Here is a 19,668-nt window from a genome sequence, read left to right as displayed (position 1 = left end):
ATCTAAAATATATTTGTTTGCGGTTTTTAAAATTTTGTCAAGGTGTTTTAATGATATTATAAAAAATTACTTCATCATCCAAGAACCTCCAACGCTTATAACGTTTGATAAGCTTTGATACTCAGCAACAGTTTTTTCATTTACACCTCCTGTAGGACAAAATTTTACTTTCGGGAAAACATTATAATATGTTTTTAGAGCAGTTGTCCCGCCAAATAAATTAGCTGGAAAAAATTTAAAAGTATCCCATCCTAATGATAAACCTAACATAATTTCACTAGGTGAAGTTACTCCAGGAATAAAAGGAATATCACTTTCTTCTAAGTCGCTTGCCATTTCTTTAGAAATACCAGGGCTTACTATAAAGTCAGCCTTTAAATCCTTTACTTTTTGTATTTGATTTTTGTGAATAACAGTTCCTACACCAACTTGTAAAACATCTCCATATTCTTCTTTAACTTTAGCAATAGCTTCAAATGATATTGGTGTTCTTAACGTTATTTCAATACATTTTATTCCTTTACTTAATAATTTTTCAACAGTTTGTGGTATTTCATCTAAACTATTAAAAGTAACAACTGGTATTACAGGATTATTTTTAAGAATTTCTCTAATATTATTTTGAATCATAATTTTCTTTTTTAGAATAAAAAACTAGCGCCATCTTGACTAGAACCTACTATATTCCTAATGTTTCCGAATAATTCTCTTCCAGAACCTTGATTGTTTTCAATGGTTTTTTTAGCTGGTTTTCTGGCTAATACAACGGTTTCATTTAATACATTAAGTTGTCCTGTTATGGCATTTAAATTAAGAATATCACCTGTTTTTATTTTAGAAATAACGCCACCATCTAAAGCTTCAGGAGATAAATGTATTGCCGCAGGTACTTTTCCTGAAGCACCAGACATACGACCATCAGTAACTAAGGCAACCTTAAAACCTCTACGTTGTAAAATACTTAACGAAGGTGTTAGTTTATGTAACTCAGGCATTCCGTTAGATTTAGGTCCTTGAAAGGGAAGTACAGCAATAAAATCTTTATCTAGTTCTCCATTTTTAAAAGCATCCATTAAAGCTTCTTGTGTTAAAAAAACTACAGCAGGTGCTTCTATTATTAAATATTCATCTTTAACGGCTGAGGTTTTTATAACAGATTCTCCAATATTTCCTTTTAAAACTTTTAGTCCACCATCTTTAGAAAAAGGGTTTTCTACAGTTCTAATTACATTTTCGTTTAATGTAGTTTTAGAGCCTTCAACCCAGATAAGTTTATCATTTTCTATTTTTGGCTCTTTTGTATATTTAGATAATCCTTTACCTAATATGGTATTTACATCTTCATGTAATAACCCGTTTTTTAATAAAGTGTTTACTATAAAACCAACGCCACCAGCTGCGTGAAAATGATTTACATCAGCACTACCATTAGGATATACTCTAGCTAAAAGTGGTATAACTCCTGATAAATCAGAAAAATCTTGCCAATTAATAATAATACCAGCAGCTTTTGCCATGGCTATTAAATGAATTGTATGATTTGTAGAACCACCCGTGGCTAACAAACCAATAATACCATTAACTACTGTTTTTTCACTATATATCGAAGCTAGTGTATTATCAAAATCTTTTTCTTTACAGTTTTTACTGATGATTTTTACAGCCTCTTCATCAAGTAATTTTCTAAGTTGTGTATCAGGGTTTACAAAACTAGCCCCAGGTAATTGTAGTCCCATAATTTCCATGAGCATTTGATTACTGTTGGCTGTTCCGAAAAAAGTACAAGTTCCTGGAGAGTGATAAGAATCAGATTCTCCTTTTAATAATTCATCTCTATCGATTTTTCCTTCTGCAAAATTTTGACGAATTTGAGCCTTTTCATCATTACTAATTCCTGTTTCCATAGGACCACTAGGCATAAATATGGCAGGTAAATGTCCGAATTTAAGTGAACCAATTATTAATCCAGGGACTATTTTATCACAAATACCAAGATTAATAACGCCATCAAACATATTATGAGAAAGTGCTATTGCAGTAGATAATGCAATAATATCTCTACTAAATAAAGACAATTCCATACCGTCTTGTCCTTGAGTTACCCCATCACACATTGCAGGAACTGCTCCAGCAACTTGTGCTGTTGCTGTATGCTTTTCAGCATATTTTCTAATCATTTGAGGATAATTCTCATAGGGTTTGTGAGCAGATAACATATCGTTATATGCCGTAACAATTCCTAAATTAGGGGTTATATATTCAGATAATTCATTTTTAACATGTGTGCTACAAGCAGCAAATCCATGTGCTAAATTCCCGCAACTTAAAGTGTTTCTTGAAACTTCTTTAGAAAAAGCCTTTTGCATTTGTGTTAAATACAGTTGACGAGAATTTTTACTTCTTTCAATTATTCTATTGGTAACTTCTGAAATTATCTTATTCATTGTTCTTGAAATTAAATACTATAATACCACTCTATATCTTTTTTGTTATCAACAAAACTAAATATCGGAAGTGTTCGTTTATCGTTATTATTTAATACCTCATATTTCTCTTTACCTGTTGTCATTAAGAAAATTTTATTTGCATTTAATAACATTTGTTTACTACATGTTATTCTTTGTACAGGTGCTTTAGGTGCTTTGGTATTTATAATAGCAACTTTATTTTGTTGTAAATTTTCTTCTGATGCAGGGTCGGAAGGGAATAAAGAAGCAGTATGTCCATCTCCTCCCATACCTAATACTGTAACGGTTATTTCTTTAAAAACTTCGTTATATTTTTGATTAATTAAAGTGATATTATCTTTTTCATCATTTATGTTTGCTACCATTCCGTAAAAATTAGCTACGGATGCTTTAGCAATTAAAAGATGTTCTTTTATCATTTTTTCATTACTATCATTTGAAGTTGTAGCAACAAATCGTTCATCAACTAAACCAATATGTACTTTTTCCCAAGGGATGTCTAATTGTGCTAATTGAGTGTACATTTTTTTAGGAGTACCACCTCCTGAAACAAGTAAATAAGCTACATTGTTTAGGGTAATAGCTTTTTTTAAAGAATTTGCTATTGTAGTAGCTAATTCCTTTTCAAGTTCTTCTGTTTTATCAAAATAAAATTCTTTCATAATTTTAACTATGTATCTCCCAAGTATCTCCATTAGACATTACTGAATCTCTAGGTCCTGTTGTTCCTGCTTCGTAAAGGTCTATTGGTTGTTTAATTTTTTTCCAATTATCAGTAATTGATTCAATCCAAGTCCATGCGGCTCTTAATTCATCTTCTCGCATAAATAAGGTTTGATTTCCTCTTAAAACATCTATCAAAAGTCGTTCATAAGCCTCAGGTAGTCTTTCATTAAAAGAGTCTAAATAATCTAATTTTAATGAAATTGGTTTATATCTATAACCACCAGGACCAGGAATTTTTGTCATCTGAACAATAGATATTCTTTCTTCTGGTTGCAAACGAATAATAAGTTTGTTATTAGGGACGGTAGTTTTAGGATTAAAAATATTATGCTTAACAGATTTAAAGTTAATTACTATTTCAGAATAACGTTGTTCTAATCTTTTTCCTGTTCTTAAATAAAAAGGAACTCCTTTCCATCGCCAATTATCTACATAGGCTTTTAAAGCGACAAAAGTTTCTGTATTAGAAGCATACTTATTAATATCTTCTAAATAGGAACTAACCTTTGTTTTATTTATTTTTCCTCTAGTATATTGCCCTCTAACAGTATCTGTTTTTACAGATTCAGCATTTAACATGCGTAATGATTGTAATACTTTTAGTTTTTCGTTACGCATTTGGTCAGCTTCTACAGAAATAGGTGGCTCCATAGCAACCAAACATAATAGTTGCAATAAATGATTTTGAACCATATCTAAAAGAGCACCACTTTTATCATAATAACCACCTCTAGTACCAACACCTAAATCTTCAGCAACAGTAATTTGAACATTATCAATATGTTCACTATCCCAAGAACGTTCAAATAAATGATTAGAAAACCTTAATACCATAAGGTTTTGTACTGTTTCTTTTCCTAAATAATGATCAATTCTATAAATCTGTTTTTCTGAAAAAGTTTTGGTTATTTGGGTGTTTATTTCTTCAAAAGAAGCTAAACTATTACCTAAAGGTTTTTCTAAAACTACTTTACTTTTAAGGTTTACTATAGATGATTCTCTTAACGTATCGCAAATTTCAACAAATACAGATGAGGGAGTTGAAAAATAAAAAACATCTTGATAATCGCTATGTTCTTCTAAAATATTTTTTAAAGGTTGATACGTTTTTATACTATGATTTTTTATAAGAATAACAGTGATTTTAGAAATAAAATCAGCTATAATTTTCGAATTAAAATCAATTTTTTGATCGGGAACTGTAATTTGTTCCTTAATTTTTTCAAGAAGTGGTTCAATAGGCATTTCGTCTCTAATAATCACAACAATATTAAAGTTTCCTCCAATTTGTTGTTCAGTAAATCGACAAAATAATGCTGGATAAATTTTGCGCATAGCTAAATCTCCATCACCACCAAAAATTACAAAATTAAACGCTTCTAACATTTTATCTTTTTTACTCATTACTCATTTTTAAATAAAATAAATATAAATAGACAATACTAAAACACATATAATAATACCTAAAGAGTTGGTAAATTTCCAAGGATTAATAGAAACTTCTTTTGTATATAGTTGTACATATGCTTCTTTACGAGGTTTTAACTTACCAATTAACAGCATTATTAGTACATTTAAAACAAAAAGAATAGCCATTACATGTAAAAAATGAGGATAATTATCAGCACCTATTACATATGGTTTAATTATAAATTGACTTATAATGTATAAAATAGACCCTGATATAATTCCAATTTTTGCAGCAATAGCAGGTACATATTTTGTTAAAAAACCAACTACAATAATTGTTAAAATAGGAATACTATAAATACCATTAGCTTCTTGTAAATAACCAAATAATCCATCTGAAGCATAAATTAATAAAGGTGCAATACACATAGCTATTAAAGCAAGCCCAATACCAAAGGTTTTTCCTGCTTTTATAACGTTAGTTTCATTAGCTCCTTTTTTGAAGTATGACTGATAAATATCAATACTAAATAAGGTAACAGAACTGTTTAAAGCAGAGTTAAAAGAACTTAAAATAGCCCCAAATAATACTGCAGCAAAAAAACCAAGCCATACTTTAGGAAGTACTTTAGAAACTAACATAGGGTAAGCTTCATCAGGGTTTACTATTTGGTCACCAAACATATGATAAGCTATAATACCAGGTAATACGACAATTAACGGCCCTAATATTTTAATAAAAGAAGCTAAAAGTAAACCTTTTTGCCCTTCTTTAAGATTCTTTGCACCTAAAGCACGTTGAATAATAGCTTGATTTGTTCCCCAGTAAAAAAGTTGTACTAACATCATACCTGTAAAAATTGTTTCAATTGGAATAGATGATTCTGGCCCTCCAATAGATTTGAATTTTTCAGGATGTTCTGTCATTAAAACAGTAATTCCATCAAATACATTTCCATTACCTACTGCCATTAAACCAAAAATAGGAATTAACATTCCACCTATAAGTAAACCAACTGCATTTATTGTATCAGAAATTGCAACAGCTTTTAAACCACCAAAAATGGCATAAACACCACCAATTATTCCTATAAGCCATACGGTTATCCATAGGGCAACATTTTTAGATACTCCAAGTAGTTCAGGAACTTCAAACATACTATTAATAGCCAATGCCCCAGAATATAAAACGATAGGTAATAAAACAATAGCATAACCACTTAAAAATAAAATAGAGGTGATTGCTTTTGTTGTTTTGTCGTATCGTTTTTCTAAAAACTGAGGAATAGTAGTTATTCCTCCTTTTAAATATTTAGGTAATAAAAAAACTGCTGTAAGTACCATTGCTATAGCGGCTAAGGTTTCCCAAGCCATTACTAAAATTCCATCTTTAAAAGCAGCACCATTTAATCCTATTATTTGTTCTGTAGAAAGATTTGTTAATAACAATGATCCAGCTATTACAACACCTGTTAAACTTCTTCCTCCAAGAAAATAATCATCTGATGTTTTTTCATTTGTTTTCCTGGATTTATAGTAGGATATAACCGCTACTAAAATGGTAAATGCTAAAAATGTAATTATCTGCATATTATTTAAGTTAAAATATATTGTTAAGTTAGTTGATTATTGTTTGGTTATTTTAAATATAAATTAGGTGTAAGTTATTAAATAGAGTTTCTTAAAATTAAGCTATTTGGATTTTCAATTCTTACATTTTCTTGCTTTGTAACCATTTGTGCTAAACGTTTTCCCATAGCGTTAAAATCAGTTGATATTGTTGTTATTCCTCCTTGAACAACCTCTTTTAATAAAGTGTCGTTGTATGAAATAATTCCAATATCTTTTGCTAATTCAAAGTTTAATGTTTTTATCATTTTAATGATACGAATTAAATTTCTGTCATCAGGAATTAAATAAAGGTCTCCTTTTGATAAAATTCTATTCTCGAAACTAGCTACGACTTCATTATTAAAATGATGTTTTTCACAAAATTTATTAAAGCCTTTTAACATTCCGATTGGTTGATTGTCATCTACAAAGAGTAATATTAATTTTTTGTATGGTTTTAAATATTTTAATCCTGTTTCAAGAGATTGGAAAATATCTTTTTCGAAATTTTGATAAATAGCGGAGTATTTAAAATGCTCTTTTCCTATTAGATCTAAGATATATACGCTGTCTTTAGGTAAAACATCTAAAATTAAATGCGTGTTTTTTAAGTTAGCAGGCATAACAATATAGGTATTATAAATTCCAATATTATCATGTATTAATTTACTAAAAACATCTTGATTAAAGTGATGGAAAAAAATATCTACTTTATCGCCTTCGTCTAAATTTGATAAAAAAGAATTATATAAATCCTCTTTAAAAGCATTTAATTCATCAAATAATAGGAATATTTTTTTAGAAGTACTTATATTCTTACTTTTTACATAATAGCCTTTTCCAGGAACTGATTGTATAATTCCTCTGGATTTAAGTAAGCCATATGCTTGCAGTACGGTATCTCTAGAAATAGAAAACTGTAGTTTAACTCTATTAATTGAAGGTAATTTATCTCCTTGTTTGTAATGACCATTAAGAATACCATCTTCGATAGATTTTACTATCTGTTTATATTTAGGCATTCCATTATTTTCTTCAAGAATCATGAAACTCATAAATGCTAAGATATATCATTAAATTATAGTAAACCAACTGGTACCTACTAGTATGTGTTGTTTTTTATTGAGAAAATAATGTTAAATAATTTGATTTTAAAATTGAGTTATATTTTTTAAGCATAAAAAAACCTCAAAATCAATTAAGATTATGAGGTTTAAACGTGGTCCCACCAGGACTCGAACCTGGGACCACCTGATTATGAGTCAGGTGCTCTAACCAACTGAGCTATAAGACCGTTTTTGATTAGGACTGCAAATATACAAACTTTTTTTAAGTAGAAAAGTTTTTTTAAACTTTTCTACTCATTAAATTTTCACCGAACAAACGAAGTCCATTTTTTTGAGCATCACTAATGTTTAAGTGTACTAAGCTATCAAATGATTTATTTGTATAGTATTCAATAAGTTGCTTTGTGTGTTTAGGTATATTATTTTTTGAAAAAATAGCAGAAACTGTCTTTATTTTTTCTGAAATATTTTTTTGTTTTTTATTGTAAAGAACAGTTAATTTTTCTTTATCAGCATCATTTGCTACTTCAAAAGCTTTTAAATAGAGGTAGGTTTTTTTATTTTCGATAATATCTCCACCAACTTGTTTTCCGAAAGTTTCAGGATTTCCATAAGTATCTAAATAATCATCTTGTAATTGAAATGCGATTCCTAAATTTAATCCGTAGTTATATAAATGTTGGGCTTGTTCATCACTAGCATTAGCAACAATAGCACCCATTTTTAATGCAGCAGCTACTAAAACAGATGTTTTTAAGGTAATCATTTTAATGTATTCATGAATAGTAACATCATTTCTTGTTTCAAAATCAACATCTAATTGTTGACCATCACAAACTTCAAGTGCTGTTTTGCTAAATAATTTTGCTAATTTTTGAAAAACAATAGGCTCGTAATTTTCAAAATATTGATAAGCCAAAATAAGCATAGCATCACCAGAAAGTATTCCTGTATTAATATCCCATTTTTCATGAACCGTTTCATTACCTCTTCTTAAAGGAGCGTCGTCCATAATATCATCATGAACTAATGTGAAATTATGAAAAACTTCAACAGCTAATGCAGCGGGCATTGCTTTTTCATAATCGCCAGAAAATATATCTGAAGCAATAAGTGTTAGCATTGGGCGAATTCTTTTACCACCTATTTGAAGAATATAATCTATAGGTTCGTAAAGATTTTTAGGTTCTTTTATAATTTTTTTAGAATCTAAGTAAGATAAAAAGTCTGATTGATATTTTAGTATGTCCAAATCTTGAATTTTTTGTAAAAATAAGATAAAGAAAAATTCTAATTGTAAGGTAATGTTAAAAAAACATTAAAACTAAGGAAACTTTTATTGTTTTTAAAGTTTCCTTGTGTACATTTGCAAACTATTATGAGAGATAAAATTTTAAATAAAGCAGGAGAAATGTTTTTAAACTACGGTTTTAAAAGCGTTACCATGGATGATATTGCAGGAGAATTAGGTATATCAAAAAAAACACTATATAAATATTTTTCAAAAAAAACTGAATTGGTTGATGCAAGTACAGATGCTATTCATTATACAATAAGTGAAGCTATTACAAAAATAAAAGAACAAGGATATAATGCTGTTGAAGAAGAGTTTGCTGTAAAAGCAATTTTTAAAGAAATGTTTAAAAATGCAAAGACTTCGCCAATGTATCAGTTAAGAAAATATTATCCAGAAACATATACCAAATTAATGGAGCGTGAGGTGTGTATGTTTAGAGATTGTAATATTGATAATATTAAAAAAGGTATTAAAGATGGCTTTTATCGTGATGATTTAAAAATAGATTTAGTTGTAAACTTCTATTTTACCTTAGTTTTTGGTGTTTATGAAAGTGAAATGTATAGTAACGAAATGCAAGAATTAATGAAGGTAGAATACGAAATATTAGAATATCATATAAGAGCTATTGCAACTAATAAAGGATTAGAAGAATTAAGCAAACAATTAAAAATTATAAATAAAAATTAATAAACGATGAAAAAATACATATACAGTGTATTTATATTCTTTTGCACGAGCTTTTTATTTGCTCAAGAAGAACTTAATTTATCAATGCAAGAAGCTATTGATTATGCTATAAAAAATAGTTACAATAATAAAGTAGCTAAAAATGATATTAAGGCTGCAATTAAAAGAAAGTGGGAAACCACTACAATGGGATTGCCTCAAATTAATGGAAAGGTAGGATATCAGAATAATTTAAAACAACCAATTCAATTAGCTGATTTTAATAATGACGGAATTGATGAAGAATTAATTTTTGGTACAAAACAAAATATGAATGCAACTGCAACACTAAGTCAGTTGTTATTTGATGGTTCTTATTTAGTCGGTTTACAGGCAGCAAAAACGTATTTGAAAATTTCAGAACAAGCCAAAGTGAAAACCGAATTAGCAACAAGAGAAGCAATAATAAATGCTTACGGTAATATTCTTGTTGCTGAAAAATTAATTAAAATTCTTCAAAAAAACATTAAAGTTTTAGAAAAAAACTTTAATGATGCTAAGAAAATTAATGAAAACGGATTAAATGAAGAAGAAGATGTTGAGCAGTTAGAAATTACATTAAGTAATGTTCAAAATAGCTTAAGAAATGCAATTAGATTAAAAGATATTGCTTATCAAATGTTAAATCTTTCTTTAGGAAATTCTATTGATGCAAAATTGACTTTAACAGATAGTTTGGATACTTTAATAATGTCAAATACTACTTTAGATTTATTATCTAAAAAATTTAATTTAGATACACATATAGATTTTAAAATAGCCGAAAATGATAGAGAAAGCAAGCGTTTATTAATGCGTTTAGAGCAAAGTAAAGGATTGCCTAGTTTGAGTGCTTTTTTAAATTATGGCGTTACTGGTAACTCAAATTCTTTTACTTTTTTAGATAAAAATCAAAAGTGGTTTGGTTCTTCAATGTTAGGAGTTAATTTAAATATTCCAATATTTAGTAGTTTAGGAAGAAGTGCTAAAACGGCTCAAGCCAGAATTGAATTGGAATCTGCGGATATTCGTTTAGAAGAGGTTAAACAAAAGTTAAACTTACAAACAGCATCAGCAAAAAGTGAATATCAATTAAGTATTGAAAATTATCAATACGCTATGAAAAATATGAAGTTAGCAGCGCGTATTGAAAAAAAGCAACAAATTAAATTTTTTGAAGGAATTTCATCAAGCTTTGATTTATCGCAAGCACAAAATCAATTATATACTCAGCAAAACAACTATGTACAGTCAATGTTAGCTGTTATTACTAAAAAGGCGGCATTAGAAAACGCATTAAATATACCTTTAAAATAAATTAGCAATGAGAAAAATATATTCACTATTAATAATTACTTTACTTTTAGCTTCCTGCGGAGGTAATAAAAAACAATCTGTAGAAAAAGTAATAGCTTCTAATGATTTAGCAAAAATACGTGCTAAAAAAACAGCCATAAATACCGAAATACAAATTTTATCAGAAAATGTTAAGGTGTTAAATGCTAAAATTGCAACTTTAGATACTACTAAAAAAACATCTTTAATTACTGTTGTATCAGCAAATAAAAGTGTGTTTAATCATTATTTAGAATTACAAGGAAATGTAAAAACAAAACAAAATGTTTTAATATATCCTGAAATGCCTGGGCAGTTGGTTAAAATTTATGTAAAAGAAGGTCAGTTTGTAAAAAAAGGACAATTATTAGCTAGAATAGATGATGGAGGTTTATCTAATCAGTTGGCACAAATAGAAGTTCAAACAGCACTTGCTGAAACTACGTATCATCGTCAGAAAAGATTATGGGAACAAAAAATTGGTTCTGAAATACAATTCTTACAAGCAAAAACTACTTACGAAGCTCAAAAAAATGCTGTTTCTCAATTAAGAAAACAAGTAGGGAAATCAGTAATAAAAGCCCCTTTTTCTGGAGTTATAGATGATGTAATTAAAGAAGAAGGTATGGTTGTAGCACCTGGAGCTGGAGCCGAAGTTTTTAGAATTGTAAATCTTTCTAAAATGTATATTGAAACGGCAGTTCCTGAAAGTTATATTATAGCTATTAAAAAAGGTAAAAATGTTGAGGTTGAATTTCCTGTATTAGGTAAAAAAATGAACTCAACAATACGTCAGGTTGGTAGTTTTATCAATCCAGCAAATCGTACTTTTAATGTTGAAATAGCAGTTGATAATAAAGATAAAAGTATAAAACCAAATTTAACAGCAAAGTTAAAAATTAACGATTATACGAATAATGAAGCATTATTAATTCCGCAAAGTATTATTTCAGAAAATGCAAAAGGAGAACAATATGTTTATGTAATTGTTGATTTGAAAGATAAAATAGGTACTGCAAAACAAGTAATTATTACCACAGGAAAAACTCAAGGAGATGTTGTTGAAGTTTTAAATGGTATTAAAGATGGCGATAAAATTGTTGTAGAAGGTGCTCGTAGTGTTCAAAATGGTCAGCAAGTACAAGTTTTAAACTAATTCACCTATAAAATTATAAATATGTCTAAAAAGAACAAACAGGTGGATAAGGAATTTGGCTTATCATCTTGGGCTATAAATAATAAAACAACAATGTATGTTTTAATAGCCTTGATACTTTTCCTAGGTACTTCGGCTTACTTTGGTATGGCCAGAGAAAATTTTCCAGAAATAAAAGAAACTAAAATATATATAAGTTCTATTTATCCTGGAAATACTGCCGAAGATATAGAGAAATTAATTACCGATCCTATTGAAGATAAATTAAAATCAGTTAGTAATGTTGTAGATATTACATCAACATCTCAAGAAAATTACTCTATTGTTGTTGTTGAGTTTGATGAAAAAATAACTGTAGATGCCGCTAAGCAAAAGGTAAAAGATGAGATAGATACGGAAACTTCAGGTGAAGATTGGCCAACTTTTAATGGTGCTAAAGTTGAACCAAATGTTTTCGATTTAAGTATATCAGAAGAAGTTCCGATTTTAAATATTAATATTTCTGGAGATTATCCCGTAGGGAAGCTTAAAAAAATTGGAGAATACCTTGAAGATGAAATAGAAGGATTAACCGAAATTAAGCAAGTAGATATTAGAGGTGCACAAGAAAAAGAAGTTGAGGTTGCTGTAGATATTTATAAAATGATGGCTGCTCAAGTAAGTTTCGATGATATTAAAAATAGTATTGGAAGAGAGAATTTAACCATGTCGGCAGGAAATTTAATTACTAGTGGACAAAGACGTACTATTAGAATTATTGGTGAAATTGAAAATCCAAATGAGTTAGAAAATTTTGTTGTAAAGGCAGAAAAAGGAAATGCTATTTATTTAAGAGATGTAGCAACTGTAAGTTTTAAAGATGAAGATAAAACTACCTACGCCAGAGAATTTGGAAAAGAAGTAGTAATGTTAGACGTTAAAAAACGTTCAGGAGAAAACATGGTTGCCGCTGCAGAACAAATACGAGAAATTGTAGAACATGCAAAATTAAACGTATTTCCTACGGATTTAAAAGTAACAATTGCTAATGATCAATCTTCAAAAACAGTTGGACAGGTAGATGATTTAGTAAATAATATCATTTTTGGTATTATACTAGTTGTTACTGTTTTGATGTTCTTTTTAGGATTTAAAAATGCTTTATTTGTTGGATTTGCTATTCCGATGTCTATGTTTATGTCATTAATGATATTAGATTTATTTGGATATACTTTAAATACCATGATTCTTTTTGGGTTAATTATGGGGCTAGGTATGCTGGTAGATAACGGAATTGTAGTTGTCGAAAATGTTTACAGATTAATGGCTGAAGAAGGTATGAGTCGTGTTGAAGCAGCTAAAAAAGGAATCGGTGAAATTGCATTACCTATTATTATATCAACTTTAACAACTGTTGCAGCCTTTGTACCACTTGGTTTATGGCCTGGTGTAATGGGACAGTTTATGAAATATTTTCCTATTACGCTTTCTGTTGTATTAGGTTCATCATTATTTGTGGCAATATTTTTTAATTCGGTATTAGTATCACAATTTATGACTACTGAAGATAAAGATATGCCTTTAAAACAGATTATTAAAATATCAGTAATTATTGGAGTTATTGGTTTATTAATTTTATTCTTTGGAGGAGCTTATAGAGGTTTAGGTACTTTAATGTTAGTAACTGTGGTTATGCTTTGGATATATCGTTTGTTTTTACGTAGTTGGGCAAATGGGTTTCAAAATAAAATATTACCACTTTGGGAGCGCCTTTATGAAAAAGTTCTTAGGTTTTCGTTAAGTGGAAAAAAACCAATAATTATTACTATTGTTACCGTTATTTTATTATTTATTGCCTTTATCGGTTTTGGAGCATCAGTAGGAAGTCAACGAACTAAAGTTGAGTTTTTTCCTGATACAAAAGCCAATCAAATTACGGCTTATATCGAATATCCTGAAGGTACAGATATTAAAAAAACCAATGAAATTACCAAAGCTATAGAACAGCGAATGTTTAAGGTAATTAATGATAGTGGTTATATTAAAGATGGTCAAAACTTTTTAACAGAAAGTGCTGTTTCACAAGTTGGTGAAGGTGCAGGGAATCCACAAACAGATGGAGGTTCGGCAGCCGAAATGCCACATCGTGGAAAAATAACAGCAACTATGCGTGAATTTAAATTTAGGCAAGGTGAAGATAGTAATGAATTATTGAAAAAAATTCAAGAAAATTTAAAAGATGTGTATCCAGGGGTTTCTATTTCAGTAGAAAAAGATGCCGCAGGACCGCCAGCAGGATATCCTATTAATGTTGAATTAGAAGGTCAAGATTATTCTGAACTTATTACTACTGCTGAAAAAATGCGTGACTTTCTTAATACTAAAAATATTCAAGGTATAGATCAATTAAAAATTGATGTTAACAAATCTAAACCAGGAATAGAAGTAGAGGTAGATAGAAAAAAAGCAGGAGAATTAGGAGTGAGTTCTGCTCAAGTAGGACAACAATTACGTAATTCTATTTTCGGAGCAAAGGCAGGTATTTATAAAAAAGATGGTGAAGATTACGATATTTATGTTCGTTTTAATAAAGAAAATAGATATAATACAAGTGCTCTTTTTAATCAGAAAATAACTTTTAGAGACATGACTTCTGGTCAGGTAAAAGAAGTTCCTATCTCTGCTGTTACCAAACAAAAAACATCTTCTGGTTTTAGTGCCATAAAACATAAAGATGTTAAGCGTGTAGTAACTTTGTATTCGGCATTAGCACCGGGGTTTACAGATGCAGGAGCTATCGTTTCAAAAATTCAAAATGAAATGCAAAGTTTCAAGGATAAACCAGCTGATGTAAAAATTGATTATACAGGTCAAATAGAAGAGCAAAAGAAACAAATGCTGTTTTTAATGGGTGCTTTTTTTACAGGGTTAGGTTTAATCTTTTTTATATTGATTTTTCAATTTAATTCGATATCAAAACCAGGTATTATAATGCTTGCTATCTTTTTAAGTTTAATCGGTGTTTTTGGTGGTATTGTAGCAACAGGAAGTTCTTTTGTTATTATGATGACTATGATGGGAATTATTTCTTTAGCAGGAATTGTTGTAAATAATGGAGTTGTATTACTTGATTACACACAATTATTAATAGACAGAAAAAAGATTGAACATAGTTTAGGTGATGATGAATATATCGAAGAAAATGAGCTTTTCGAAGCAATTGTAAAAGGTGGAAAAGCACGTTTACGTCCTGTATTATTAACAGCAATTACTACTATTTTAGGGTTAATTCCGTTAGCAACAGGATTCAATATTAACTTTTTTACATTATTCAGCGAATTTAATCCGAATATATATGTTGGAGGAGATAATGTTATTTTTTGGGGTCCATTAGCTTGGACAGTAATTTATGGACTTTTTATAGCGACTTTCTTAACATTGATTGTAGTACCAATTTTATTCTATTTAGTAACAAAGTTTAAAATGTGGTTAAAAAGAAATGTATAAAATATTTTTTTGATTTTACGTTAGATAAAAAGAGTTGGAAATGTAAAAATTTTCAACTCTTTTTTTATTTTAGAAGTTTTTTAGAAGATGTTTTAGATATTATGAATAAAGAGACAAATAAAGGTGTTTTTACTGTAGATGAAATAAAACGAAAAATGGAACATTATTGTGTTTACCAAGATCGTTGTCATAAAGAAGTAGAAAGTAAATTAAGCTCGTTTAATGTTATTCCTGAAGTTAGAGAAATGATTCTTTTAAGCTTAATGAAAGATAATTTTTTAAATGAAGAGCGTTTTTCTAAAAGCTTTGCAAGAGGAAAATTTCGTATTAAAAAATGGGGAAAAAACAGAATTGTAAGAGAATTAAAATTCAGAGATATATCTGCATATAATATAAAAACAGCATTAAAAGAAATTAACGAAGAAGATTATATTACTACATTATATAGTTTAGTTGCCAAAAAAAATGAGTTAGTAACAGAAACAAACATCTTTAAAAGGAAAAAGAAAATAGTCGATTATCTATTATACAGAGGTTTTGAAAGTCATTTAATTTATGAAGCATTAAATGTTATTTAAAATTAAATAAACTGTCTAGGTTTATCTCTTTGTCAAATTGTTTTTTAGTGTAAATAGTGTTTATTTTAGTATTCATACTTCCAAATAATACGAAAACTTTTGATAACTGAGTATTCACTTCTTTAGGTGTAATAGCAGGTATGTTTTCCATATCGTTTAATCGTAATATTTCGTTTTGAAAAACATTCATACGTGCTTTAAACGCAGGTGTTTTAAGTGTTTTTATATTTAAACTATCTTTTAAATGCTTGGTTAGTTCTTTTAATTCTAGTGCATTATTTAAAGCCTCTGCAGGTGTTATTTTTTTTAATTGTTGTAAAAAATTTTCTAGGATAAAATATTCTTTCCATTTCTCTATTTCTTTTGTAGAAGTTTTATCGAGTGAGGTATATTTTGGATGCTTAACAGCAGCATCCATTCCTGTTTTTTGAACAGGTGTATTTGTTTGATTTTCTTCTTTTTTACAAGAAAAAATAAGGAATACTAAAGAAAGTAAAAAGAATCTATAATTTTTCATTGATAGGAAATTGAAGCGATGAAATACCTATCTTACTTGACGGTATGAATAGGAACAAAAGTATAATTTTCTAATTTATCTTGCAAGAAATGATTAACGCTGAGAATAACTGTTTGATTTAATATCAATAACTAAAAATAGTATGTTAACTTTAGACGTTTTAGGGCATCAAAAGTAAAAAGCGGTGTAAGTTTTTAGGTTAAATAACGTCTACAGTACTTTTGGTACGCATTGTAACTTATGTTGCATTGCATTTAAATAAGAAGAAATACCTTTGTATAATTTGTATAAATAAAATTAGTAAGATGAAAGAAATTATAGAAAACAGTTTAGAAAATGCTATTTCATATCCAGCATATAGAACACTTGTAAAAGAATTGTTAGACGAAGGAAAATCAACAGGTTCTAACCAATCTGAAGATTTATTAAATTATAGTTTGTTAAATGATAAACGTATGAAGCGTTTGGATAAAACTATAAAAATTTCCGAAGAAACGGTTGCAAAGCTAAAAGAAGTAAAAGAGCCTCAAACTTGGTTGGTATTAACTGAAGGTTGGTGTGGTGATGCTGCTCAAAACTTACCTATTATTAGTAAAATAGCTGCAGAAAATGACAATATTCAATTAAAAGTGGTGTTAAGAGATGAAAACTTACCATTAATGGATGCCTTTTTAACGAATGGCGGTCGTTCGATTCCTAAATTAATTGCTTTAGATAAAAATAATGAAGTGATTAATACTTGGGGTCCAAGACCTGCTACCGCTACTAAAATGGTGGTCGATTATAAAGAAGCACACGGAAGTTTAGATGCTGATTTTAAAAAAGATTTACAAGTTTGGTATAATAAAAATAAAGGAATCAATGTTCAAGAAAATATTGTTGCCTTGTTAAAATAAAAACAACTTTATTAATATAAAATAAATCTCCTTTTTGTTTATCAGAAAGGAGGTTTTGTTTTCTGTATCTTTGCAACTTAGAAAGAATAATTATGTTAGTAGATTTTAATACATTATCAGAAGAAGCAAAAGTTTGGATTTATCCATGTAATAGAAAGTTTTATCCAAAAGAAATTGATGGATTAAATGAGCAATTAAAAACATTTGTAGAAGGGTGGAAGTCAGATGATGAAAATTTCAAAGCATCATTTGAAGTACGATACAATCGTTTTATTATTTTTTCAGCGTCAGAAGATGCTGTTTTGTTAAATGCTGATATTGATGCACAAGTTGGTTTTATTTTACAATTACAAACTCAATACGAAGTTGAATTGTTAGATAGAATGAATGTGTGTTTTAAGCAAGGTGAATACACACAATACAAAGAATTGAAAGACTTTAAACAGTTAATTAAAAATAAAGCAGTAACAGAAAAAACTATTGTTTTTGATAATTTAATTGAAACAAAACAAGAGTTAGATAATTACTGGGAAGTGCCAATTTCTGAAAGCTGGTATAGCAGGTTTTTAAAGAAAAAGAAATCTTAATTTTTACTTATTTAAATAAAAAAAAACTCGAATAACTATTTATAGCTATTCGAGTTTTTTTAGTGTGATTTATAAATTTATTCTGATAAACGTTCAGATAAATTATTTATAAACTCGTCAACACTTAAGGCGTTATCAACATGAAAATCACCAATTTTAGTTCTTCTTAATTTTGATAAATGAGCACCAGAATTTAAAGCAATTCCAAAATCATAAGCTAACGAACGAATGTATGTTCCTTTACTACAAACAACTCTGAAATCAAGATTATTACTATCAATTTTTGTGATTTCAAAAACAGGAATCGTAACTTCTCTTGTTTTTATTTCGGTAGTTTCTCCTTTTCTTGCTAATTCATATAAACGTACACCTTCTTTTTTTATCGCTGAAAAAATAGGTGGTTTTTGCTGAATTACTCCCGTAAATTGTTTGGTTGTTTCATGAATTAATTCTTCGGTAATATGTTCCGTAGAAAAAGTTTCATTTATTTCGGTTTCTAAATCATAACTAGGCGTTGTTCCTCCTAAAGTAATTGTTCCCGTGTATTCTTTTATTTGTCCTTGATATTCATCAATAATTTTGGTTTTTTTACCTGTACAAAGTATCAATAACCCAGTTGCCAAGGGATCTAAAGTTCCAGCATGCCCAACTTTAATTTTTTTGATGTTAAATCGTTGTCTTATTTCCCAACGCAATTTGTTAACCACTTGAAAAGAAGTCCATTCTAAGGGTTTATCAATTAATAAAACTTGTCCGTTTTTATAATCTTCTTCAGTTTTCATAATTTAATTTAATAAAGAGTATCCTATGGCTATTAATCCTACAACAGCACAGTAAATTGAAAAATAAGATAATTTGCTTTTTTTAACTAAAGCAATCATCCAGTTACAGGCAACTAAACCTGAAAGAAAAGCAGCAATAAAACCTGCTGATATTGGTATGATTTCTGAAGATTGAAAATTAATATCTCCACCTAAAAAATCTTTTGCTATTTTTCCGAAGATAAGAGGAACGACCATTAAAAATGAAAATCGAGCTGCTTTACTACGGTCAATTCCTAATAAAACAGAAGTAGAAATAGTAGCTCCAGAGCGAGAAATTCCTGGTAACATTGCAATAGCTTGAGAAATTCCAATAATTAATGAATTATTAAAAGAAACTTCTTTGTTAGTGTTTTTAGCTTTATCAGCAAATAATAATAAACCTGCTGTAATTAATAACATAATTCCTACTAATAATATTTTTCCACCGAAAAAAGATTCTAATTGTTTTTCAAAAGCTAATCCAATAATTACTGCGGGAAGCATCGAAATTATAATTTTTACTGAAAATTTCATTTGGTCATTCCATTTAAATTGGAATAATCCTTTGAAAATTTCGGCAACTTCTTTTCTAAAAATAACCAAGGTACTTAATGCGGTTGCAAAATGTAAAACCACAGTAAAAGTTAAACTTTCTTCGGGAACAGAGGTATCTCCTAAAATTGCTTTTGCTAATTCTAAATGACCACTAGATGATACAGGTAAAAACTCGGTAAGCCCTTGAATAATTCCAAGGATAATTGCTTCTAATAAATTCATGCTTATTTTTTTGGATTGGCTAAAATAGCATAAATTTCGATTCCTAAACCGATAATAACCAAGGTTGGTGCTAAACGAATTCTGCGCCAGCTATAAATTTCTTCATTAAAAATAGTTGGGTCATCGCTTCCGCCACCTGCCATTAAAATAAAGCCTAGTGCAATAACCGCTAAACCTATTAACATAATGATATAATTTTGTTTACCGAATAAAAATTCTTGATTCGAAGTAGTGTCTTTTTTCATA

18 protein-coding genes and 1 tRNA gene are annotated in these 19,668 nt (G+C 28.9%); 7 read left to right on the top strand and 12 right to left on the bottom strand.

Annotated elements, in window-relative coordinates; all coding sequences use genetic code 11:
- Nucleotides 1–66: 66 nt before the first annotated feature.
- From eda to AB0T67_RS06180, 8 genes are all read right to left on the bottom strand, one after another.
- On the bottom strand, nucleotides 67–630 hold the full coding sequence (gene eda, locus AB0T67_RS06215; RefSeq protein WP_369219589.1) for a bifunctional 4-hydroxy-2-oxoglutarate aldolase/2-dehydro-3-deoxy-phosphogluconate aldolase: 564 nt from the start codon (nucleotides 628–630) through the stop codon (nucleotides 67–69).
- A gap of 11 nt (nucleotides 631–641) precedes the next feature.
- Complete coding sequence (gene edd, locus AB0T67_RS06210; protein WP_369219588.1) at nucleotides 642–2,444, bottom strand: phosphogluconate dehydratase; 1,803 nt, start codon at nucleotides 2,442–2,444, stop codon at nucleotides 642–644.
- Between the two features lie 11 nt (nucleotides 2,445–2,455).
- On the bottom strand, nucleotides 2,456–3,130 hold the full coding sequence (gene pgl, locus AB0T67_RS06205) for a 6-phosphogluconolactonase (RefSeq protein ID WP_369219587.1): 675 nt from the start codon (nucleotides 3,128–3,130) through the stop codon (nucleotides 2,456–2,458).
- Between the two features lie 4 nt (nucleotides 3,131–3,134).
- Nucleotides 3,135–4,598 carry a glucose-6-phosphate dehydrogenase gene (zwf, locus tag AB0T67_RS06200; protein ID WP_369219586.1) on the bottom strand — a complete coding sequence of 488 codons (1,464 nt, stop codon included), beginning with the start codon at nucleotides 4,596–4,598 and terminating at the stop codon, nucleotides 3,135–3,137.
- A 9-nt stretch (nucleotides 4,599–4,607) separates the two neighbouring features.
- Nucleotides 4,608–6,194 (bottom strand): solute:sodium symporter family transporter, encoded by a 1,587-nt coding sequence (locus AB0T67_RS06195; protein WP_369219585.1) that lies wholly within the window; start codon nucleotides 6,192–6,194, stop codon nucleotides 4,608–4,610.
- 77 nt (nucleotides 6,195–6,271) lie between these two features.
- Entirely contained in the window at nucleotides 6,272–7,270 is a 999-nt protein-coding gene (locus AB0T67_RS06190) for a GntR family transcriptional regulator (RefSeq protein WP_369219584.1), read from the bottom strand.
- A gap of 165 nt (nucleotides 7,271–7,435) precedes the next feature.
- Nucleotides 7,436–7,509, bottom strand: a tRNA-Ile gene (locus AB0T67_RS06185).
- Nucleotides 7,510–7,562: 53 nt separating this feature from the next.
- Nucleotides 7,563–8,534 (bottom strand): polyprenyl synthetase family protein, encoded by a 972-nt coding sequence (locus AB0T67_RS06180; protein ID WP_369219583.1) that lies wholly within the window; start codon nucleotides 8,532–8,534, stop codon nucleotides 7,563–7,565.
- 126 nt (nucleotides 8,535–8,660) lie between these two features.
- Between AB0T67_RS06180 and AB0T67_RS06175 the strand changes: the two genes are divergently transcribed.
- The 5 genes from AB0T67_RS06175 to AB0T67_RS06155 all read left to right on the top strand — a co-directional run bounded on the left by AB0T67_RS06175 (nucleotide 8,661) and on the right by AB0T67_RS06155 (nucleotide 15,842).
- Entirely contained in the window at nucleotides 8,661–9,269 is a 609-nt protein-coding gene (locus AB0T67_RS06175) for a TetR/AcrR family transcriptional regulator (RefSeq protein ID WP_369219582.1), read from the top strand.
- Between the two features lie 6 nt (nucleotides 9,270–9,275).
- Nucleotides 9,276–10,604: a TolC family protein gene (locus AB0T67_RS06170; RefSeq protein WP_369219581.1), complete on the top strand. Its 1,329-nt coding sequence runs from the start codon at nucleotides 9,276–9,278 to the stop codon at nucleotides 10,602–10,604.
- Nucleotides 10,605–10,611: 7 nt separating this feature from the next.
- Nucleotides 10,612–11,778, top strand: a complete 1,167-nt coding sequence (locus AB0T67_RS06165) for an efflux RND transporter periplasmic adaptor subunit (protein WP_369219580.1) — start codon at nucleotides 10,612–10,614, stop codon at nucleotides 11,776–11,778.
- A gap of 21 nt (nucleotides 11,779–11,799) precedes the next feature.
- Nucleotides 11,800–15,264, top strand: a complete 3,465-nt coding sequence (locus tag AB0T67_RS06160; RefSeq protein ID WP_369219579.1) for an efflux RND transporter permease subunit — start codon at nucleotides 11,800–11,802, stop codon at nucleotides 15,262–15,264.
- 101 nt (nucleotides 15,265–15,365) lie between these two features.
- Nucleotides 15,366–15,842: a regulatory protein RecX gene (locus AB0T67_RS06155; protein WP_369219578.1), complete on the top strand. Its 477-nt coding sequence runs from the start codon at nucleotides 15,366–15,368 to the stop codon at nucleotides 15,840–15,842.
- On the opposite strand, the gene AB0T67_RS06150 is transcribed toward AB0T67_RS06155, so the two are convergent.
- Complete coding sequence (locus tag AB0T67_RS06150; RefSeq protein WP_369219577.1) at nucleotides 15,835–16,359, bottom strand: hypothetical protein; 525 nt, start codon at nucleotides 16,357–16,359, stop codon at nucleotides 15,835–15,837. The genes AB0T67_RS06155 and AB0T67_RS06150 overlap by 8 nt on opposite strands.
- 305 nt (nucleotides 16,360–16,664) lie before the next feature.
- Here AB0T67_RS06150 and AB0T67_RS06145 point away from each other — a divergent pair, with 305 nt between their 5' ends.
- Entirely contained in the window at nucleotides 16,665–17,255 is a 591-nt protein-coding gene (locus tag AB0T67_RS06145) for a thioredoxin family protein (RefSeq protein ID WP_369219576.1), read from the top strand.
- A 92-nt stretch (nucleotides 17,256–17,347) separates the two neighbouring features.
- Nucleotides 17,348–17,842, top strand: a complete 495-nt coding sequence (locus AB0T67_RS06140) for an ABC transporter ATPase (RefSeq protein WP_369219575.1) — start codon at nucleotides 17,348–17,350, stop codon at nucleotides 17,840–17,842.
- Between the two features lie 77 nt (nucleotides 17,843–17,919).
- On the opposite strand, the gene truB is transcribed toward AB0T67_RS06140, so the two are convergent.
- The 3 genes from truB to AB0T67_RS06125 are packed head-to-tail and all read right to left on the bottom strand — an operon-like array spanning nucleotide 17,920 to nucleotide 19,667.
- Nucleotides 17,920–18,624, bottom strand: a complete 705-nt coding sequence (gene truB / locus AB0T67_RS06135) for a tRNA pseudouridine(55) synthase TruB (protein WP_369219574.1) — start codon at nucleotides 18,622–18,624, stop codon at nucleotides 17,920–17,922.
- Between the two features lie 3 nt (nucleotides 18,625–18,627).
- Nucleotides 18,628–19,422 (bottom strand): undecaprenyl-diphosphate phosphatase, encoded by a 795-nt coding sequence (locus AB0T67_RS06130; protein WP_369219573.1) that lies wholly within the window; start codon nucleotides 19,420–19,422, stop codon nucleotides 18,628–18,630.
- 2 nt (nucleotides 19,423–19,424) lie between these two features.
- Nucleotides 19,425–19,667, bottom strand: a complete 243-nt coding sequence (locus AB0T67_RS06125) for a DUF3098 domain-containing protein (RefSeq protein ID WP_369219572.1) — start codon at nucleotides 19,665–19,667, stop codon at nucleotides 19,425–19,427.
- Nucleotide 19,668: the final 1 nt, after the last annotated feature.

Source organism: Tenacibaculum salmonis (assembly GCF_041053065.1).
Taxonomy (GTDB): domain Bacteria; phylum Bacteroidota; class Bacteroidia; order Flavobacteriales; family Flavobacteriaceae; genus Polaribacter; species Polaribacter pacificus_A.
The sequence above is the reverse complement of the archived record's forward strand: the minus strand, read 5'-3'. Positions and strand labels throughout refer to the sequence as shown.